Below are 16,615 nucleotides of genomic sequence, written 5' to 3' on the forward strand. Positions count from 1 at the left end.
CACGGGCGCGGTGGCGAGTGGTGCTGTCAGCACATGGCAGCCCGGTCGGTGCGTCAGCCTGCCAGTTGCTGCCAGGTGGCAATCACGCTGTCAGGGTTGAGCGAGATCGACGAAATCCCCTCTTTGGCCAGCCACTGCGCAAAGTCAGGGTGGTCGCTGGGGCCCTGGCCGCAGATGCCGATGTACTTGCCCTGGGCCAGGCAGGCCTTGATGGCCTGGTGGATCAGTGCCTCGACAGCGGGGTCACGCTCATCAAAGTCTTGCGCCAGCAGCTCCAGGCCCGAGTCGCGGTCCAGGCCCAGGGTGAGCTGGGTCAGGTCGTTGGAGCCGATGGAGAAACCGTCGAAGAACTCCAGGAAGCGGTCAGCCAGGATGGCGTTGCTGGGCACCTCGCACATCATGATGACCTTGAGGTCGTCCTTGCCACGCGAGAGGCCGTGGGTAGCCAGCAGCTTGGTCACGCGCTCGGCCTGGCCCAGCGTACGCACAAAGGGCACCATCACCTGCACGTTGGTCAGGCCCATGTCGTTGCGCACGCGCTTGAGCGCCTCGCACTCCATCGCAAAGGCTTCACCGAAGTCTTCGCTGATGTAACGCGCTGCACCACGGAAGCCCAACATCGGGTTCTCTTCCTCGGGCTCGTAGCGGCTGCCGCCGATCAGCTTGCGGTATTCGTTGGACTTGAAGTCCGACAGGCGCACGATGACGGGCTTGGGCCAGAAGGCGGCAGCAATGGTGGCCACACCTTCTGCGACCTTGTCTACGTAGAACGCGCGGGGCGATGCGTGGCCGCGGGCCACGGATTCCACAGCCTTCTTCAGGTCGGCATCGATCTGCGGATAGTCCAGGATCGCCTTGGGGTGCACGCCAATGTTGTTGTTGATGATGAACTCGAGCCGCGCCAGACCCACGCCCTCGTTGGGCAGCTGGGCGAAGTCAAAGGCCAGCTGGGGGTTGCCCACGTTCATCATGATCTTGGTCTTGATGGGGGGCATCGCGCCGCGCTGTACTTCGGTGACTTCGGTTTCGAGCAGGCCGTCGTAGATCTTGCCCGTGTCGCCCTCGGAGCAGCTCACCGTGACCAGCGTGCCATCCTTCAGACGCTCGGTCGCGTCGCCGCAGCCCACCACGGCCGGGATACCCAGCTCGCGCGCAATGATGGCGGCGTGGCACGTGCGGCCACCCCGGTTGGTGACGATGGCGCTGGCGCGCTTCATCACGGGCTCCCAGTTGGGATCGGTCATGTCGGTCACCAGCACGTCGCCAGGCTGGACCTTGTCCATCTCGGAGATGTTGTGCACCAGGCGCACGGGGCCGGTGCCGATCTTCTGGCCAATCGCGCGGCCTTCGGCCAGCACGGTGCCGTGGCCCTTGAGCTTGTAGCGCAGCTCGGCCTGGCCCTTGGCCTGGCTTTTCACGGTTTCAGGGCGGGCCTGCAGGATGTAGAGCTGGCCGTCGGTGCCGTCCTTGCCCCACTCGATGTCCATGGGGCGGCCATAGTGTTGCTCGATCACCAGCGCGTAGCGGGCCAGTTGCTCCACGTCGGCGTCGGTCAGCGAGTAGCGGTTGCGCTGCTCGGTGGGCACATCAATGGTCTTGACCAGCTTGCCGCTGGCGGCCTTTTCCTCAGGCGTGGAGAACACCATCTGGATCAGCTTGCTGCCCAGGTTGCGGCGGATGAGCGCCTTCTTGCCTGCCTGGAGCATGGGCTTATGCACGTAGAACTCGTCGGGGTTCACGGCGCCCTGCACCACCGTCTCGCCCAGGCCGTAGCTGCTGGTGATGAAGACCACGTCCTCAAAGCCGGATTCGGTGTCGATGGTGAACATCACGCCGGCGGCGCCCAGGTCGGAGCGCACCATGCGCTGCACACCGGCTGACAGGGCCACCACATCGTGCTCGAAGCCCTTGTGCACACGGTAGGAAATGGCGCGGTCGTTGTACAGCGACGCGAACACTTCCTTCATCTTGTGCATGACTTCGTCGATGCCCACCACGTTCAGGAAGGTTTCCTGCTGGCCAGCAAACGAAGCGTCGGGCAGGTCCTCCGCAGTGGCCGACGAGCGCACGGCAAACGAGGCCGCGGGGTTGCCAGCGCTCAGCTTGGCAAATTCGTCGGCAATGGCCTTTTGCAGGTCAGCCGGGAAAGGCTGGGCCTCGACCATGGCGCGAATCTCGGCACCGACCTGTGCGAGGGCGCGCACGTCCTCGGTATCCAGGCTTTTGAGCTTGGCGCTGATGCGGTCGGCCAGGCCGTCGTAAGCCAGGAACTCGCGGAACGCGTGGGCGGTGGTGGCAAAGCCCGTAGGCACGCGCACGCCCTGTGGCAGCTGGGAGATCATCTCGCCGAGGCTGGCGTTTTTACCGCCAACGGCCTCGACATCGGTCATTCTCAGGTTTTCAAACGGTACGACCAGGGCGGTCGGGCTGAAAAGTGCAGACATGGGAAAGCTCCAGAAGTTGAAACCGGGTCTGCGCGCCTGCCCCCTGAGAGCGATGGGCGAGCGGCCATGCACAGGCTGCAGCTTTGTCGTTGTGGTTGTAGGCCGACGGTGTGCATGGTGAGAATTGGATAATTGTGACAATTGTAGGCCCGCGCATCTGGCAACGGGCTGACGCTTTCACGCGACTGACGCAAATCGGGGAATCGCCACTTCATTGTGGTGTCCACCCGGCTGGCGCAAGCCGCATCCAAAAAAAGGGGCTCCATGCACTCGCGCACCGTATTTTTTGTCTCTGACGGCACCGGCATCACCGCCGAAACCTTCGGCAACGCCATACTGGCCCAGTTCGAGATGAAGCCGCGCCATGTGCGCCTGCCCTTCATCGACACCGTGGACAAGGCGCACCAGGCGGTGCGTCAGATCAACCACACCGCAGAGGTCGAGGGCAAGAAGCCCATCGTTTTCACCACGCTGGTCAACATGGACGTGCTCAAGGTCATCCAGGAGGGCTGCAAGGGCATGCTGCTGGACATGTTCGGCACCTTTGTGCACCCGCTGGAGGAAGAACTGGGCATCAAGTCGCACCACCGCGTGGGGCGCTTCAGCGACGTGAGCCGCAGCAAGGAATACACGGACCGCATCGAGGCCATCAACTTCAGCCTGGCCCATGACGACGGCCAGAGCAACCGCGACCTGGCGGGGGCCGACGTGATCCTGGTGGGCGTGAGCCGCAGCGGCAAGACCCCCACCAGCCTGTACCTGGCCATGCAATGTGGCTTGAAAGCCGCCAACTACCCCCTGATCCCCGAGGATTTCGAGCGCCGCCAGCTGCCCCCGGCCCTGGTGCCGTTTCGCAGCAAGATCTTTGGCTTGACCATCAGCCCCGACCGCTTGGCCGAGATCCGCGCCGAGCGTCGCCCCAACTCCAAATACGCCAGCATCGAGAACTGCCGCGCCGAAGTGGCCGAGGCCGAGGCCATGATGCGCCGCGCGGGCATCCGGTGGTTGTCCACCACCACCAAGTCGATCGAAGAGATCGCCACCACCATCCTGCAGGAAGTGCGACCCGAGCGGCTGGTGTATTGACCCCGGCGATCGCATCAACCAAGCTAATTACCGAGACGGTGTTCGCCCCCAGACTCGGAGCTTATGGGTCCAGCAGCCCCATCCGAATAGCTATGAATTTGATAGCTATAAACACATAATTCACTAGCGCATGCGCCCGTTTTTACCCAAAGCCCGCTGCACTCAAGGACTGCAGGGCCCACGAGGCGCAGCGGCTACCGGCAGTCCAAGGGGCCACAGCCCCTCCTTCTAAGCCGCCCCTACTTCACTGCAAACCGCACATTCGCGGCCTTCTTGCTGGGCAGCGTCACCAGCGCCACCACCTTCGTACCTGAGGCCACCTTGAAAGCGCCCTTGGCTTCGAGCTTGCCTTCGCCTGCGGGCGCCAGCACAGCCTCCGATTTTTCGGTGCCGTTGAGCAGGGTGAGCTTGGCGCTCACGCCCTCGGTCTTGGCGGGTTTGCCGTGATCGCGCAGGTGCAGGGTGATGGTGTCGGGTTTGGCGACTAGTTCGTAGTCCATGTCGTTGGCCTCGGCCACGATGCCGCCGTGTTGGGGCTTGTGGTCGTGGCCTGCGCCGTGGTCGCCAGCGGCGTAAGCGGCGGTGGTGGCCACAGCTGCGAGGGCCAGGGCGGCGAAAAGTTGGCGGGTGGTTTTCACAGGAGTCCTTTCAAAGGGGGGATGAAAAAAGCAAACAAACAAAGGGAGCAAAAAAAGAAAAGGAAAACCAGCTCAGAACGCCTCGGCGTTCTTGTCGTCCAGCAGGCGTTCGGCGTCTTTGCGGCCAAACAGCCAGAACAGGGCCGGGGTGAGGAAGGTGTCGAGCAGCGTGGAGCTGATGAGGCCGCTGAAGATGACCACGGCCACCGGGTGCAGGATTTCGGTGCCGGGGCGTTCGGCCTCCAGCAGCAGCGGGGCCAGGGCAAAGGCGGTGACCAGGGCGGTCATCAGCACGGGGCTCAGGCGCTCCAGCGAGCCGCGCACGATCATCGCGGTGTCAAAGCGCTCGCCTTCCACGCGCATGAGGTTGAGGTAGTGGCTCACCTTCAAAATGCCGTTGCGCACAGAGATGCCCGCCAGCGTGATGAAGCCGATCAGCGCCGCCACCGACAGCGGCTGGCCCGACACCCACAGCCCCAGCACCGCGCCCACCAGCGCCAGCGGGATGTTGACCATGATGAGTGCCGACAGCGTGGCCGAGCGGTAGCGCGTATAGAGCACCACAAACATCAGCACCAGCGAGACGATGGCCAGCAGGCCCACCAGGCGGCTGGCTTCTTCCTGCGCCTGGAACTGGCCGCCCAGGGTGATGAAGTAGCCCTCGGGCAAGCGGGTGACGCCCACGGCCTGGCGGATGTCGGCCACCACGTCGGACAGCGCCCTGCCCTGCGCGTTGGCCGACAGCACGATGCGGCGCTTGCCGTCGTCGCGGCTGATCTGGTTGGGGCCGTCGCCCTCTTCGATGGTGGCCAGGCGCGACAGGGGCACGGGGCCACGGGGCGTGTCGATCAGCACACGCGCCAGGCCGTCGATGGAGCGTGCGCTGTCGGGCAGGCGCACCACCAGCGCAAAGCGGCGGCTGCCTTCCACCACCTGGGCCACTTTCTCGCCCTCCACCAGCGTCTGCAGCGCGGCCAGCACCTGGGGTACGGGCACGCCCATTTGTGCAGCGGCGGCGTAGTCCACGCGCACGGTGATCTGCGGCGCCAGCACCTGCTTTTCCACCTCCAGGTCGGCCAGGCCGGGGATGCCCGCCAGCCGCGCGCGCAGGGCCTCGGCCTGGCCGCGCAGGGTGTCCAGGTCGTCGCCAAAGAGCTTGATGGCGATCTGCGAGCGCACGCCCGACAGCATGTGGTCGATGCGGTGCGAGATGGGCTGGCCAATGGCGATGGCCGCAGGCAGGTGCGCGAGACGGCTGCGGATGTCGGCCTGCACCTCGGCCATGCTGCGCTTGAGCTGGGCCGCAGGCAGCAGGCCCACGTCCAGCTCGCTCACGTGCACGCCTTCGGCATGTTCATCCAGCTCGGCGCGGCCGCTGCGCCGCCCCACGTGCGTGACCTCGGGCACCTGGCGCACCAGCACCTCGGCCTGGCGGGCCAGCGCGCTCGATTCGGCCAGCGTGACGCCGGGGTTGAGCCGCATGCCGATGAGCAAAGTGCCTTCGTTGAACGGCGGCAGAAAGGTGGTGGGGAAGAACGGCACCGCCGCTGCCGACAGCGCCACCGCCACCGCGCTCACGGCCAGGGCCGTGCGTGGGCGCGCCAGCACGGCCGAGAGCCCGTTGCGGTAGCGCGCCTTGAGCCAGGCCACCACGCGGGTGTCGCCATGGTCCAGGTTCTTCATGCGCGGCAGGAGGTAGAAGGCCAGCACCGGCGTGACGGTGACCGACACCAAGAGCGAGGCCAGCGTGGACACGATGAACGCAATGCCCAGCGGCACAAACAGCCGCCCCTCGATGCCCGGCAGTGCAAACAGCGGCAAGAACACCAGCACGATGATGGCCGTGGCATACAGGATGCCCGAGCGCACTTCCATGGACGCGAGCTTGACCACCTCGATCGCGTGCAGGCGGTGGTGGGGGTGCTTGGCGCGGTCCATCTTCAGGCGGCGCAGCACGTTTTCTACATCGACCACCGCGTCGTCCACCAGGCCGCCGATGGCAATGGCCAGGCCGCCCAGCGTCATGGTGTTGATGGACAGGCCGAAATACTTGAACACCAGCGCCGTGATGAAGATGGACACCGGGATGGCCGTGAGCGCAATCACCGTGGGCCTGAGCGTGCCGAGGAATACGAACAAAATCACCGCTACGAACACCGAGGCGCCCATGAGCTTGCCCTGCAGCGTGGTGACCGAGGCCTCAATGAAGCTCGCCTGGCGGAAGGTGACGCGTGGCGACTCCATGCCTGCGGGCAGCGAGTTCTTCAGGTCCACCAGCGCGGCCTCGATGCTGCGCGTGAGGCCGATGGTGTCGGCCGTGGGTTGCTTCTGGATGCCCAGGATGACGGCGCCCTGCCCTTCAAAGCCCGCATCGCCCCGCTTGGTGGCGGCGGCAAAGGTGGCATCGGCCACCTGGCGCAGCAGCACGCTCTGGCCGTTTTTGGCGGTGAGGGCCAGGTTCTGCAGGTCTTCGAGCCGCGAGGTGCGGCCCAGGTGGCGGATGAGGTATTCGCGCCCGCCCAGCTCTAGAAACCCGCCCGAGGTGTTGGCCGCAAAGCCCTTGAGCGCGCCCGTGAGCTGGTCGTGCGTGATGCCCAGCGCCGCCATGCGCGCCGTGTCGGGCAGCACCTGGAACTGGCGCACCTCGCCGCCAATGGGGATGACCTGCGCCACACCGGGGATGGCCATGAGGCGCGGGCGCAGCACCCAGTCGGCGTATTCGCGCACGGCCATGGGCGTGGTCTTGCCCGCGTCGATGGGGATGGCCACCTGCATGATCTCGCCCATGATGGAGCTGATGGGCCCCATGCGTGGCGTGATGCCACTGGGCAGGCCCTCTTCCATGGACGACAGGCGCTCCGACACTATCTGGCGCGCGCGGTAGATGTCGGTGCTCCAGTCGAAGGTGACGTAGATGAACGACAGCCCCGCGCTGGAGGTGGAGCGCACGCTCTCCACACCGGGCAGGCCGTTCATCGTGGTCTCCAGCGGGAAGGTGATGAGCTGCTCCACCTCTTCAGCGGCCATGCCGCCCGCCTCGGTCATGAGGGTGACGGTGGGTTTGTTGAGGTCCGGGAACACGTCCACCGGCGTGCGCGAGAGCGTGAAGGCGCCGTAGGCCATGAGCACGGCGGCGGCGATGAGCACCAGCAGCCGGTTGACCAGGCTGTTTTCGAGAAGCCACTTGAACATCGTGACTCCTTAGCGGACCTGGTTGATGAGCGTGGCGCCCTGCGTGGCCACGCGGTCGCCGGGCTGGAGGCCCGAGGTCACGGCCACCGAGGTGCCATCGAGCGGCACCGCCGTGACCACCCGGGGCACAAAGCGCTCGGGCGACTCCTTGACCCAGACGATGGTCTGGTTGGCCGGGTTGCGCAGCAGCGAGGCAGCGGGCACCTGCACGCCATCGACCTTGTCGGTGGACTGCACGAACACGCGCACGGGTTGGCCTATTGCCAAGTGAGCCAAGTTGCCCAGCGCAGACGAGTCGCCCGCAAACTGCAGCGGCTGCGCCTGATCACGCAGGCTGCGCGCCGCGCCCAGAAAGCGCAGTGGCACGCGCTGCCCGGCCACGGCCAGCGTGGCACCGGCCACGTTGTGCGCCTGCGCCGGGTCGTAGGCCAGGGCCTCGATGCGCAGGCGCGATGGGTCCACCACCTCAAACACCAGCTCGCGCGCATCCACCACCTGCCCGGCCACGGCATTGGCCGAAGCGATGACGCCCGACACCGGGGCCACCAGCGCATCGCGTGTGGCCAGGCCCGCGCCCACGGCGCCCAGGCGCTGGGTGAGGCTTTGCAGCTCGCTCTCGGCAGCCTCGATGTCCTTGCGCGGCACGGTGTCGGCCAGCTCCGTCAGGCGCGCCACGCGCCGCGCAGCCAGGTCGCGTGCAGCGCGCAACTCAGCCTGCTGGGCCAGTTGGTTGGAGCGCTCGATGGCGCCCGCCGTGGGCACCACATAGGCCAGCACCTCGCCCTTGCGCACCGCCTGGCCAACGCCGGGCAGGCCCTTGGGCCCGGCCTCCAGCCGCCCGGCCAGCACGGCCTGCACCTTACCGCCTGCGTTGGGGTCCATCACCACGGTGCCGGCCAGTTCAAAAGCCCTAGCGTGCTGCCCGGCGGCCGTCACCAGAGTGCGCACGCCCAGTTGGCGCTGTGCGGGTTTGGGCAGAAACACGCTGCCGTCGGGCTGGCGGCTGGTGCCATTGCCGGCGGGCGCCGGTGGCGCGTCGCCATGGTCGTGGCCGGGGCCTGCCAGGGCTGGCAGGGGCGCGCTGAGCACGGCGGCCATCAGCAGGGCCAACACCTTGGGCATGGGAGTCAATCGCTTCATGCTGCACCTCCCACGCGCTGGTTGTTGCCCATGCGGGCAGCACGGCCCCGGTGCAAACCCCACACACCGACCAGCGCCAGCAGCACGGCGGCCACGGCGCCTGCGATCAGCACAGTGCGGCGGGCCAGGCCTGCGGGTGCGGCATCGGTGTGGGCGGCGGGGTGCAGGTCGATCTCGCCTGCGAGCAGGTCAGTCTCATTGCCTGCGGCCACGGTGGCGGTGACGGGGCTCACACCCTCGGCCAGCGGCGCAGCCAGGGTGGCCTGGAACTCGCCCTCGGCCACGCGGGTGAAGGGCACGTTGGTGCCCGCAATGTCCAGCTCCAGCCGGGCGTCTTTCACGGGGCTGTTGTCGCCCGCGTGGTCCAGATAGAGCGCGATTTTTTGCCCGTCGAGCACGCCCACGAGTTCAAACAGGTCGGAGGTGGCGGCAAAGCGCGGCAGGGCTGTGCCCGCTGCGGCGGCGGGGGCTTCGCCATGGTCGTGGCCAGCATCGGCCAGCGCTGTCGGCGGTAGCAAGCCCAGCAGCAGGGCCAGGCCCAGTGTGGAGAAAGCGGAAGAGAGTGTCATGGTTGTCTTAAAAATTGGTCGGGATTCACAGGGAGTTCATTGCGGCAGCAGGCCCAGGGCCTGGCGCAGATGGGAGATGGCGGCCGCTGCGTCGATGCGGGCGCGAGCCAGCTGGCGTTCAGCCTGGGCGGCCTCCAGCTCCACACGCAGGCGTGTGGGGCCGTCGGCTTCGCCCAAGCGGAAGGCCTTGTCGATAAAGCCGCGTGTGCCCTGCGCCAGCACCGCGTGCCGTGCCAGCGCATCGCGCTGGGCCTGCGTGGCCTTCACGCGGGCCACGGCGGCGGCGATGTCGGCGGCCAGGCGCCTCTGCTCCACGGCAGCACGCGCCTCGGCATCGATGGCATCGGCGCGTGCTGTAGCCTGTTTTGCCTGCGCACGGTCGCCCCCGCCCAGGGGTATGCGCAGGCCCACGGTGAAGGTCTGCTGGTAGCGGTCGCCCGCCTGCTCGCGGCCGCGCGTGGCGGCCACCGTCAGCTCGGGGTTGGCGCGGGTTTGCACGGCGGCCAGGTCGGCGGCGCGGCGGGCCACCTCGGCTTGGTCCTGCCAGTCGGCCGCCGCTGGGTGCTGGGCAGCGGCTGCCGTGGCATCGGGCACGGGGGGCTCGGGCTCGGCCCCGTCCGCCAGCGCCAGGGTGGGCGCGGCCTGCACGCCCCAGGCGGCCAGTGCGGCCTGCGCTGCGTCCCGCGCGCCCTGGGCCTCGGCCATGGCGGCTTCGGCCTGGGCCACGGCGCCGTCGGCCTGCGCCTGGTCGGCACGCGACAGGTCGCCTGCACGCACGCGGCGCGCCACGTCGGCGGCCAGGCGCTGCGCGTTCAGCAGCCGGTCTTGCGCCAGTGCCTGATCGGCCTGCGCGCGCTGCGCGCCCCACCACGCTTCGCGCACGGTGGCGGCCAGTTGCAGCTGCGCGGCGCGCTGGCGGCTGTCCAGCGCCTGCGCTTCGGCGTCGGCCAGCGCGGCCTTGCGGGCGCGCTCGCCGGGCAGCCACAGCGGCAGGGCCAGACCCACTTCGGCTTCGCGGCTGCCCTGGTTGCTGCCAGGGCGGTCGGTTTTGGTGGACAGCTCCAGCGCCATGGGCTCGGCCGTCCAGGCCGCTGCGACGCTGCGTGTGGCCTGCACGGCCTCGCGCCGCAAAGCTGCAGACTGCGCTTCGGGCTGGCGGTTCCAGGCCTGGTCAAACAGGGCCTGGAGTGTGAGCGGCGCTGTGCCGGGGATTGTGGTCTGGGCCTGCGCAGCGCTGCTGCCCAGCACCCAGCCCAGCGCCATCACCACCAGCGCGGCGATGGGCGTGTGTTGTCGTTGTTTCGTTGGTTGCATCCGATTCCTCTGCAGTGGCCAGGGCCACAGGTTGAAATCGGCGAGGCGTGATGGGAGGAGGAGCCGATCAGCGGCGCGCGCAGGCGTCAGCGCGCGGGTCGCGACTGCCTCGAAAGGCAGCTCTTCAACACCATCAACAAAATGGAAACGGGACAGCCCGGAGCCCCCGCCTCGCCGCTCAGGCGAGGACGGACCAGTTGGGGCGTTCGGGGCGTGATAGCGGCGCTGGAGGCCAGGCTGGTGCAGCCTGGCCCGGCGGGCGTGCCGCAGTCACCACGATGGCGTGGTCACCGGGACTGTGCGCGAGACCGCTACCCGCGCCATGGCAGGCGTGACAGTCCATGTCCACCGGGGTGGCACTGGATGTCTTGGATGGATGGGCAGGGGATTCATCGGCCACATGATCGTGCACATGGTGGCCAAAGTGCGAGGCTTGCGGTGCCGTTTCATGCCCGCAATAAGGCGAAGCAGCCGCCCAGATGGACTGGAGCGGCATGAACACCAACAGGAAGATCAACAGCAAGCGGCGCATGGGCAGCCGGATTCTAGGGAGGTTTGTAGAACCCCTACAAAAACAGCGGATCGCCCGAATCAGCCCAAGGGACTTTGGGTGATTGAGTGGCAAAAGGCCCCAGGCCTGAATCCGCAGCTGGATTCACGCGGCAGGCGCCCTACCTGCAGGGACGAGGGCAGCATACGCCCCATCCCCTGCATGACATCAAGCAGCAACCGCCTCGGGCTGCACTACCTGCGCCTTGGCCCCTTCAGCCACCACTGGCATGCGGATCAGGTGGTCAAACGCGCTCAGTGCTGCCTTGGAGCCATCTCCTGCTGCAATCACGATCTGCTTGAACGGCACCGTGGTGCAATCGCCCGCAGCAAACACGCCGGGGATGTTGGTGCGACCATGCGAGTCGACGATGATCTCGCCAAACTTCGACAGCTCCACCGTGCCCTTGAGCCATTCGGTGTTGGGCACGAGGCCGATCTGCACAAACACACCTTCCAGCTGCACTGTGTGCTCCACGTTGGTCGCGCGGTCCTTGTACTTGAGGCCGTTGACCTTGCCATCGGCGCCGGTGATCTCAGTCGTCTGCGCGTTCGTGTGAATGGTCACATTGGACAGGCTCTTGAGCTTGTTGACCAGCACGGCGTCGGCCTTGAGCTGGTCGGCAAACTCGATGAGCGTGACGTGGGCCACCACGCCAGCGAGGTCGATAGCCGCTTCCACACCGCTGTTACCGCCGCCGATCACCGACACGCGCTTGCCCTTGAACAGCGGGCCATCGCAGTGCGGGCAGTAGGCCACGCCCTTGTTCTTGTACTCGGCTTCGCCTGGCACGTTCACGTTGCGCCAGCGGGCGCCGGTGGACAGGATCACCGTCTTGGCCTTGAGCGAGCCGCCGTTGGCCAGCTGCACTTCGATCAAACCACCGGGCTGCGCGGCGGGGATGAGCTTATCGGCGCGCTGCAGGTTCATGATGTCCACGCCATAGGCGCGGGTGTGGGCTTCGAGCGCGGCGGCGAACTTGGGGCCGTCTGTTTCCAGCACCGAAATGTAGTTTTCGATCGCCAGCGTGTCGTTGACCTGGCCGCCAAAACGCTCGGCCGCCACGCCGGTACGGATGCCCTTGCGGGCGGCATACACAGCTGCTGCTGCGCCAGCGGGGCCACCACCGACGATGAGCACGTCATACGGGTCCTTGGCGCTGAGCTTGGCGGCTTCGCGGGCGGCGGAGCCGGTGTCCAGCTTTGCGACGATCTCTTCGATGGTCATGCGGCCCGAGCCGAACACCTGACCGTTCAGGAACACCATGGGCACGGCCATGATTTCGCGCTCGGTCACTTCCTGCCGGAAGGCACCGCCTTCGATCACGGTGGTCTTGATCTTCGGGTTGACGACGGCCATGAGCGACAGCGCCTGCACCACGTCCGGGCAGTTGTGGCAGGTCAGGCTCATGTAGACCTCGAAGTTGAAGTCGCCGTCCAGGGCCTTGATCGAATCGATCACGTCCTGCTCGACCTTGGGCGGGTGGCCGCCGGTCCACAGCAGGGCCAGCACCAGCGAGGTGAACTCGTGGCCCAGTGGCAGGCCAGCAAAACGCAGCGAGTTGGTGGCGCCCACGCGCTGCAGGCTGAACGATGGCTTGCGTGCATCGTTACCGTCGGTACGCAGGGTGATCTTGTCGCTGCGCAGCGATTGGATGGTCGTCAGCAGCTCGCGCATGTCGCGCGCTGTCTCGCTGTCGTCCAGGGAAGCCACCAGCTCAAACGGCTGCTGCACGCGCTCCAGATAGGCGGCGAGTTGGGTCTTGAGTTGTTCGTCGAGCATGGTGGTGTCCTTTGAAATTCGAGTTGTGTTGTCTGGGAGGTTGAAGCCAAACGGGCTGCAGTTCAAGCCTGCATCTCAACTTCCGGGCGTAAAAAAGCCGGACGGCACGGCGCACAGGCGCCATGACGGTGTCCGGCTTCAGAGGCCGAGAAAAGCGAATGCTTAGATCTTGCCGACCAGGTCCAGCGAAGGCGTCAGGGTCTTGGCGCCTTCCTTCCACTTGGCGGGGCAAACTTGGCCAGGGTTGGCGGCGGTGAACTGGGCAGCCTTGAGCTTGCGCAGAGTTTCCGACACGTCGCGGGCGATTTCGTTGGAGTGAATTTCCATGGTCTTGATCACACCATCGGGGTTGATCACGAACGTGCCACGCAGTGCCAGACCTTCTTCAGGAATGTGCACGCCGAAAGCGTTGGTCAGCTGGTGCGTTGGGTCGCCCACCAGGGGGAACTTGGCCTTGCCCACGGCGTCGGACGTTTCGTGCCACACCTTGTGCGAGAAGTGGGTGTCAGTGGTCACGATGTAGACCTCGGCACCGGCCTTCTGGAATTCAGCGTAGTTGTCGGCAGCGTCTTCGATTTCGGTGGGGCAGTTGAAGGTGAAGGCTGCAGGCATGAAGATCAGCACGGACCACTTGCCCTTCAGGCTGGCTTCGGTCACTTCGATGAATTCACCCTTGCCGTCACGGTTGACAAAAGCGGTGGTCTTGAAGGGCTGAACTTGCGTATTGATCAGGGACATTGCTGTTTCCTTTGTGGTTGGTTGACTGAACAGGACTGAAGTTTAGGCATTTCTCAGCCATCAATCCAATTAATTGATTGCATTGAATCAATTGCCAATTACTATACAACGCCCTGTGCGACCTCCCGATGACAACCCTGGTGCGCCACGGGGCACGCCGGATGTGAACGCGAACGCCTCTCAGCATCACACGCAGCCCGCGCGCCGCCGCAGGGGCTTGCCTTGCGCTGCTGGATACGGGTCACGACAATCGACGCCCAATTCACACACTACAAGGAGTCCCCATGAAAGGTGACGCACAGGTCATTGGCCATCTGCAGGCCCAGCTCAAGAACGAACTCACGGCCATCAACCAGTACTTCCTGCACTACCGCATGCTCAAGCACTGGGGCTTCGACAAGCTGGCCAAGAAGGAATATTCAGAATCCATCGGCGAGATGAAGCATGCCGACTGGCTCATGGACCGCATCTTCACGCTGGACGGCCTGCCCAACCTGCAGGACCTGGCCAAGATCCAGGTCGGCGAAGACGTGCCAGAGATCCTGGCCTGCGACCTGCGCGCCGAACAAGGTGCCCAAGCCACTATCAAGGATGGGATCGCCCACTGCGAAAGCGTGCGTGACTATGTATCGCGCGACCTGCTGCAAAAGATCCTGGACGACACCGAGGAGCACATCGACTTCCTCGAAACCCAGATCGACCTGATTGGCAAGGTAGGCCTGCAAAATTACCTGCAGTCGCAGATGGGCGATGTGGAGTAACGCCACGGATTCACCAGAATGGTCCACGAAAGCGGGCACAAAAAATCAAAACGGGCTTCGGCCCGTTTTTTTGTGCCTGTGCGCTGCAGCTGTTGAGATGCCCCACCCGTGTTGCCATGCCCCCAGCAATCACGGGTTGTTGCAAGTGCACATCAACGGAAGAAAATTCCCGCAACACAAATGCGAATGCTTCTCAACAAAAGTAGAATGTCAGCCTACCACCAGCGGCCGGGTTCAGTGACACCCTGATTCCCGAGCCCGCCAGCAAGCCAGTCAGCCCGGCTCCAGCCGCCCGTTGCAGCCAGCGTTTGTGCGTTTTGTACCCACACACCTGTCTGGAGCTCTTTGCTGATGCCGCACCGTACGTCCCGCCCCTGCCTTGCGGGGCCCTTGCCCACATACACTCCCGGGTCTCCCCGGGCCCTGCCATGAAGGCCACCCGCGTCAATGGACGCTACCGGCTGGCCATCACCTCCCGCGCCGTGGCGGCGATAGGGGGCGGCTACGCACTGGCGGCAGGCTTCTCGGCGGCGCTGTCGCTCCTGCTAGCGCAATGCATGCCCCGCGTTGAGGCTGTGCTCACGGCCACCATGCTCTCGTGGGTGGTGTATGCCACCGCCGCTGGCTGGGCTTTTTACACACGCACCGCCTGGGGCGCCTGGGGTGGCACGCTGCTGCCCGCACTGGTGCTGGGCGCCTGCGCCACGGCACCGCATTGGATGAAGGCAGCGGCATGACCAGCAGCACACTCCCCTCCCGTCCCCCGGCAGAACGTGCCCCTGCAGCCACCGTGGCCAGCACCGCGGCTGAAGCAGCACGCTCAACCAAGAAGCCCAAGGCGCCCAGCGACCGCGAAGGATTCCGCCAGGCCATGTCTTGGCTGCACACCTGGGCCGGATTGATCCTGGGCTGGCTGCTATTTGCAATCTTCCTGACCGGCACGCTGTCGTTCTTCAAGAACGAGTTCAACTTGTGGATGCGCCCCGAGATGCATGGACTGCAGCCGGTGGATGCCACCGATCCGCAGGTAGCGCAAAAAGCCCTGGACGCGCTGGTGCGCCGGGTGCCCAACGTCACGCAGTGGATCATGCACCTGCCCGACGACCGCGACCCCGCCGTCAACATCCTGTGGCGCGACACGGGCAATGGCCGCTTCGAAACGCTGCGCATGCACCCGCAGACCGGCGAGGCCATCGACACCCGCCAGACGATGGGCGGCGACTTCTTCTACCGCTTTCACTTCGAGTTGCGCACCGCGCAAAAGGGCCGCTGGACCTTGCAGGGCCGCTGGGTGGTGGGCGTGGCCACCATGCTGATGTTTGTGGCGCTGATCTCGGGCGTGATCACGCACCGCCGCATCTTCAAGGACTTCTTCACCTTCCGCCCCGCCAAGGGCGGGCAGCGCGCCTGGCTAGACGCGCACAACGTCACCGGCGTGCTGGTGCTGCCTTTCTATCTGATGATCACCTTCAGCGGGCTGATGATCTTCCACACGCTGTACATGCCTGCGGGCATTGCCACGGCCTACCAGGGTGAGAACGGCGTGGACTCCAACGCGTACTTTGCCGACCTGCAGGGCGAGAAGGCCGAAAGCCGCCCCCGGCGCGGCCCCGGCGACAAGGTGGAGCCCCTGCCCGCCATCGCCCTGCCGCCCATCCTGGCCGAGGCCCGCACCCGCTGGGACGGCGGGCGCATTGGCAGCGTGCAGGCACGCCGCGATGCCAAGGGCCGCGCCGTGGTCGAAGTCACCCGCCACGAGGGCGACCGCCTGCAATACCGCCCGCCGCGCCTGCTGTTTGATGCCCCCACCGGCCAGTGGCTGGACCAGGCCGATGCCACCGGCCCTGCCGTCAAGACCTACGGCGTGCTGTACGGCCTGCACATGGCGCGGTTTGCCGATGTGGGCCTGCGCTGGGCGCTGTTTGGCTTTGGCGTGTTGGGCAGCCTGATGATCGCCACCGGCATGGTGCTGTGGTCGGTCAAGCGCAGCGCCAAGTCGCAGACGCAGGCCAGCCGCACAGGGATCGCCGCCAGTAAAGACAACAGGGCGGGCGTCGCACCCACCAAGGCGCCGTTTGGCGAGCGCCTGGTGGCAGCCATCAACATTGCCACGCTGGCGGGCCTGCCGCTGGCCTGCGGCGTGTACATCGCCTCCAACCGCCTGATCCCGCTGAACGCTGAGGGCCGGGCCGATGTGGAACTGGCCTGGTTCTTCAGCGCCTGGGGCCTGGCCCTGCTGTGGGCGCTGGCCCGCGCCGTGGTGCGGCCCAGCCGCATGGGCTGGTCGGTGCCGCTGGGCGCGGCGGGGCTGGTGTGGGCGCTGCTTCCTGTCATCAACGCCCTGACCACCCACACCCACCTCGGCGTCACGCTGCCGGCGGGCGAATGGGTGTGGGCCAGC

13 protein-coding genes are annotated in these 16,615 nt (G+C 66.0%); 4 read left to right on the forward strand and 9 right to left on the reverse strand.

All coding sequences use genetic code 11. The features are described from left to right. Positions 1 to 53: 53 nt before the first annotated feature. On the reverse strand, positions 54 to 2,444 hold the full coding sequence (gene ppsA, locus ISS20_RS05375; protein ID WP_291434434.1) for a phosphoenolpyruvate synthase: 2,391 nt from the start codon (positions 2,442 to 2,444) through the stop codon (positions 54 to 56). Between the two features lie 264 nt (positions 2,445 to 2,708). Between ppsA and ISS20_RS05380 the strand changes: the two genes are divergently transcribed. After that, positions 2,709 to 3,530 carry a pyruvate, water dikinase regulatory protein gene (locus ISS20_RS05380; protein ID WP_056061884.1) on the forward strand — a complete coding sequence of 274 codons (822 nt, stop codon included), beginning with the start codon at positions 2,709 to 2,711 and terminating at the stop codon, positions 3,528 to 3,530. Positions 3,531 to 3,769: 239 nt separating this feature from the next. On the opposite strand, the gene ISS20_RS05385 is transcribed toward ISS20_RS05380, so the two are convergent. The 8 genes from ISS20_RS05385 to ahpC form a co-directional block, all read right to left on the reverse strand. Beyond that, entirely contained in the window at positions 3,770 to 4,168 is a 399-nt protein-coding gene (locus ISS20_RS05385) for a hypothetical protein (protein ID WP_291434437.1), read from the reverse strand. Between the two features lie 72 nt (positions 4,169 to 4,240). After that, positions 4,241 to 7,360 (reverse strand): efflux RND transporter permease subunit, encoded by a 3,120-nt coding sequence (locus ISS20_RS05390; protein ID WP_291434439.1) that lies wholly within the window; start codon positions 7,358 to 7,360, stop codon positions 4,241 to 4,243. A 9-nt stretch (positions 7,361 to 7,369) separates the two neighbouring features. Then, positions 7,370 to 8,500 carry an HlyD family efflux transporter periplasmic adaptor subunit gene (locus ISS20_RS05395; protein WP_291434441.1) on the reverse strand — a complete coding sequence of 377 codons (1,131 nt, stop codon included), beginning with the start codon at positions 8,498 to 8,500 and terminating at the stop codon, positions 7,370 to 7,372. After that, positions 8,497 to 9,069 carry a hypothetical protein gene (locus ISS20_RS05400; protein ID WP_291434443.1) on the reverse strand — a complete coding sequence of 191 codons (573 nt, stop codon included), beginning with the start codon at positions 9,067 to 9,069 and terminating at the stop codon, positions 8,497 to 8,499. The genes ISS20_RS05395 and ISS20_RS05400 overlap by 4 nt, the downstream gene beginning before the upstream one ends. A 36-nt stretch (positions 9,070 to 9,105) precedes the next feature. Further along, complete coding sequence (locus ISS20_RS05405; RefSeq protein WP_291434445.1) at positions 9,106 to 10,383, reverse strand: TolC family protein; 1,278 nt, start codon at positions 10,381 to 10,383, stop codon at positions 9,106 to 9,108. A gap of 178 nt (positions 10,384 to 10,561) precedes the next feature. Beyond that, entirely contained in the window at positions 10,562 to 10,915 is a 354-nt protein-coding gene (locus ISS20_RS05410) for a hypothetical protein (RefSeq protein WP_291434447.1), read from the reverse strand. Between the two features lie 186 nt (positions 10,916 to 11,101). Beyond that, positions 11,102 to 12,715, reverse strand: a complete 1,614-nt coding sequence (gene ahpF, locus ISS20_RS05415; RefSeq protein WP_291434449.1) for an alkyl hydroperoxide reductase subunit F — start codon at positions 12,713 to 12,715, stop codon at positions 11,102 to 11,104. A gap of 162 nt (positions 12,716 to 12,877) precedes the next feature. Further along, on the reverse strand, positions 12,878 to 13,453 hold the full coding sequence (ahpC, locus tag ISS20_RS05420) for an alkyl hydroperoxide reductase subunit C (RefSeq protein WP_291434469.1): 576 nt from the start codon (positions 13,451 to 13,453) through the stop codon (positions 12,878 to 12,880). Between the two features lie 284 nt (positions 13,454 to 13,737). Here ahpC and bfr point away from each other — a divergent pair, with 284 nt between their 5' ends. The 3 genes from bfr to ISS20_RS05435 all read left to right on the forward strand — a co-directional run. Continuing rightward, positions 13,738 to 14,214 (forward strand): bacterioferritin, encoded by a 477-nt coding sequence (gene bfr / locus ISS20_RS05425; RefSeq protein ID WP_099729799.1) that lies wholly within the window; start codon positions 13,738 to 13,740, stop codon positions 14,212 to 14,214. Between the two features lie 428 nt (positions 14,215 to 14,642). Next, complete coding sequence (locus ISS20_RS05430) at positions 14,643 to 14,951, forward strand: hypothetical protein (protein WP_056061811.1); 309 nt, start codon at positions 14,643 to 14,645, stop codon at positions 14,949 to 14,951. Between the two features lie 134 nt (positions 14,952 to 15,085). Continuing rightward, on the forward strand, positions 15,086 to 16,615 hold a 1,530-nt coding region (locus ISS20_RS05435), incomplete at its 3' end, for a PepSY-associated TM helix domain-containing protein (RefSeq protein WP_291434477.1).

Origin of the sequence: Acidovorax sp. (assembly GCF_016783915.1) — a bacterium.
Classification (GTDB): Bacteria; Pseudomonadota; Gammaproteobacteria; order Burkholderiales; family Burkholderiaceae_C; genus Acidovorax.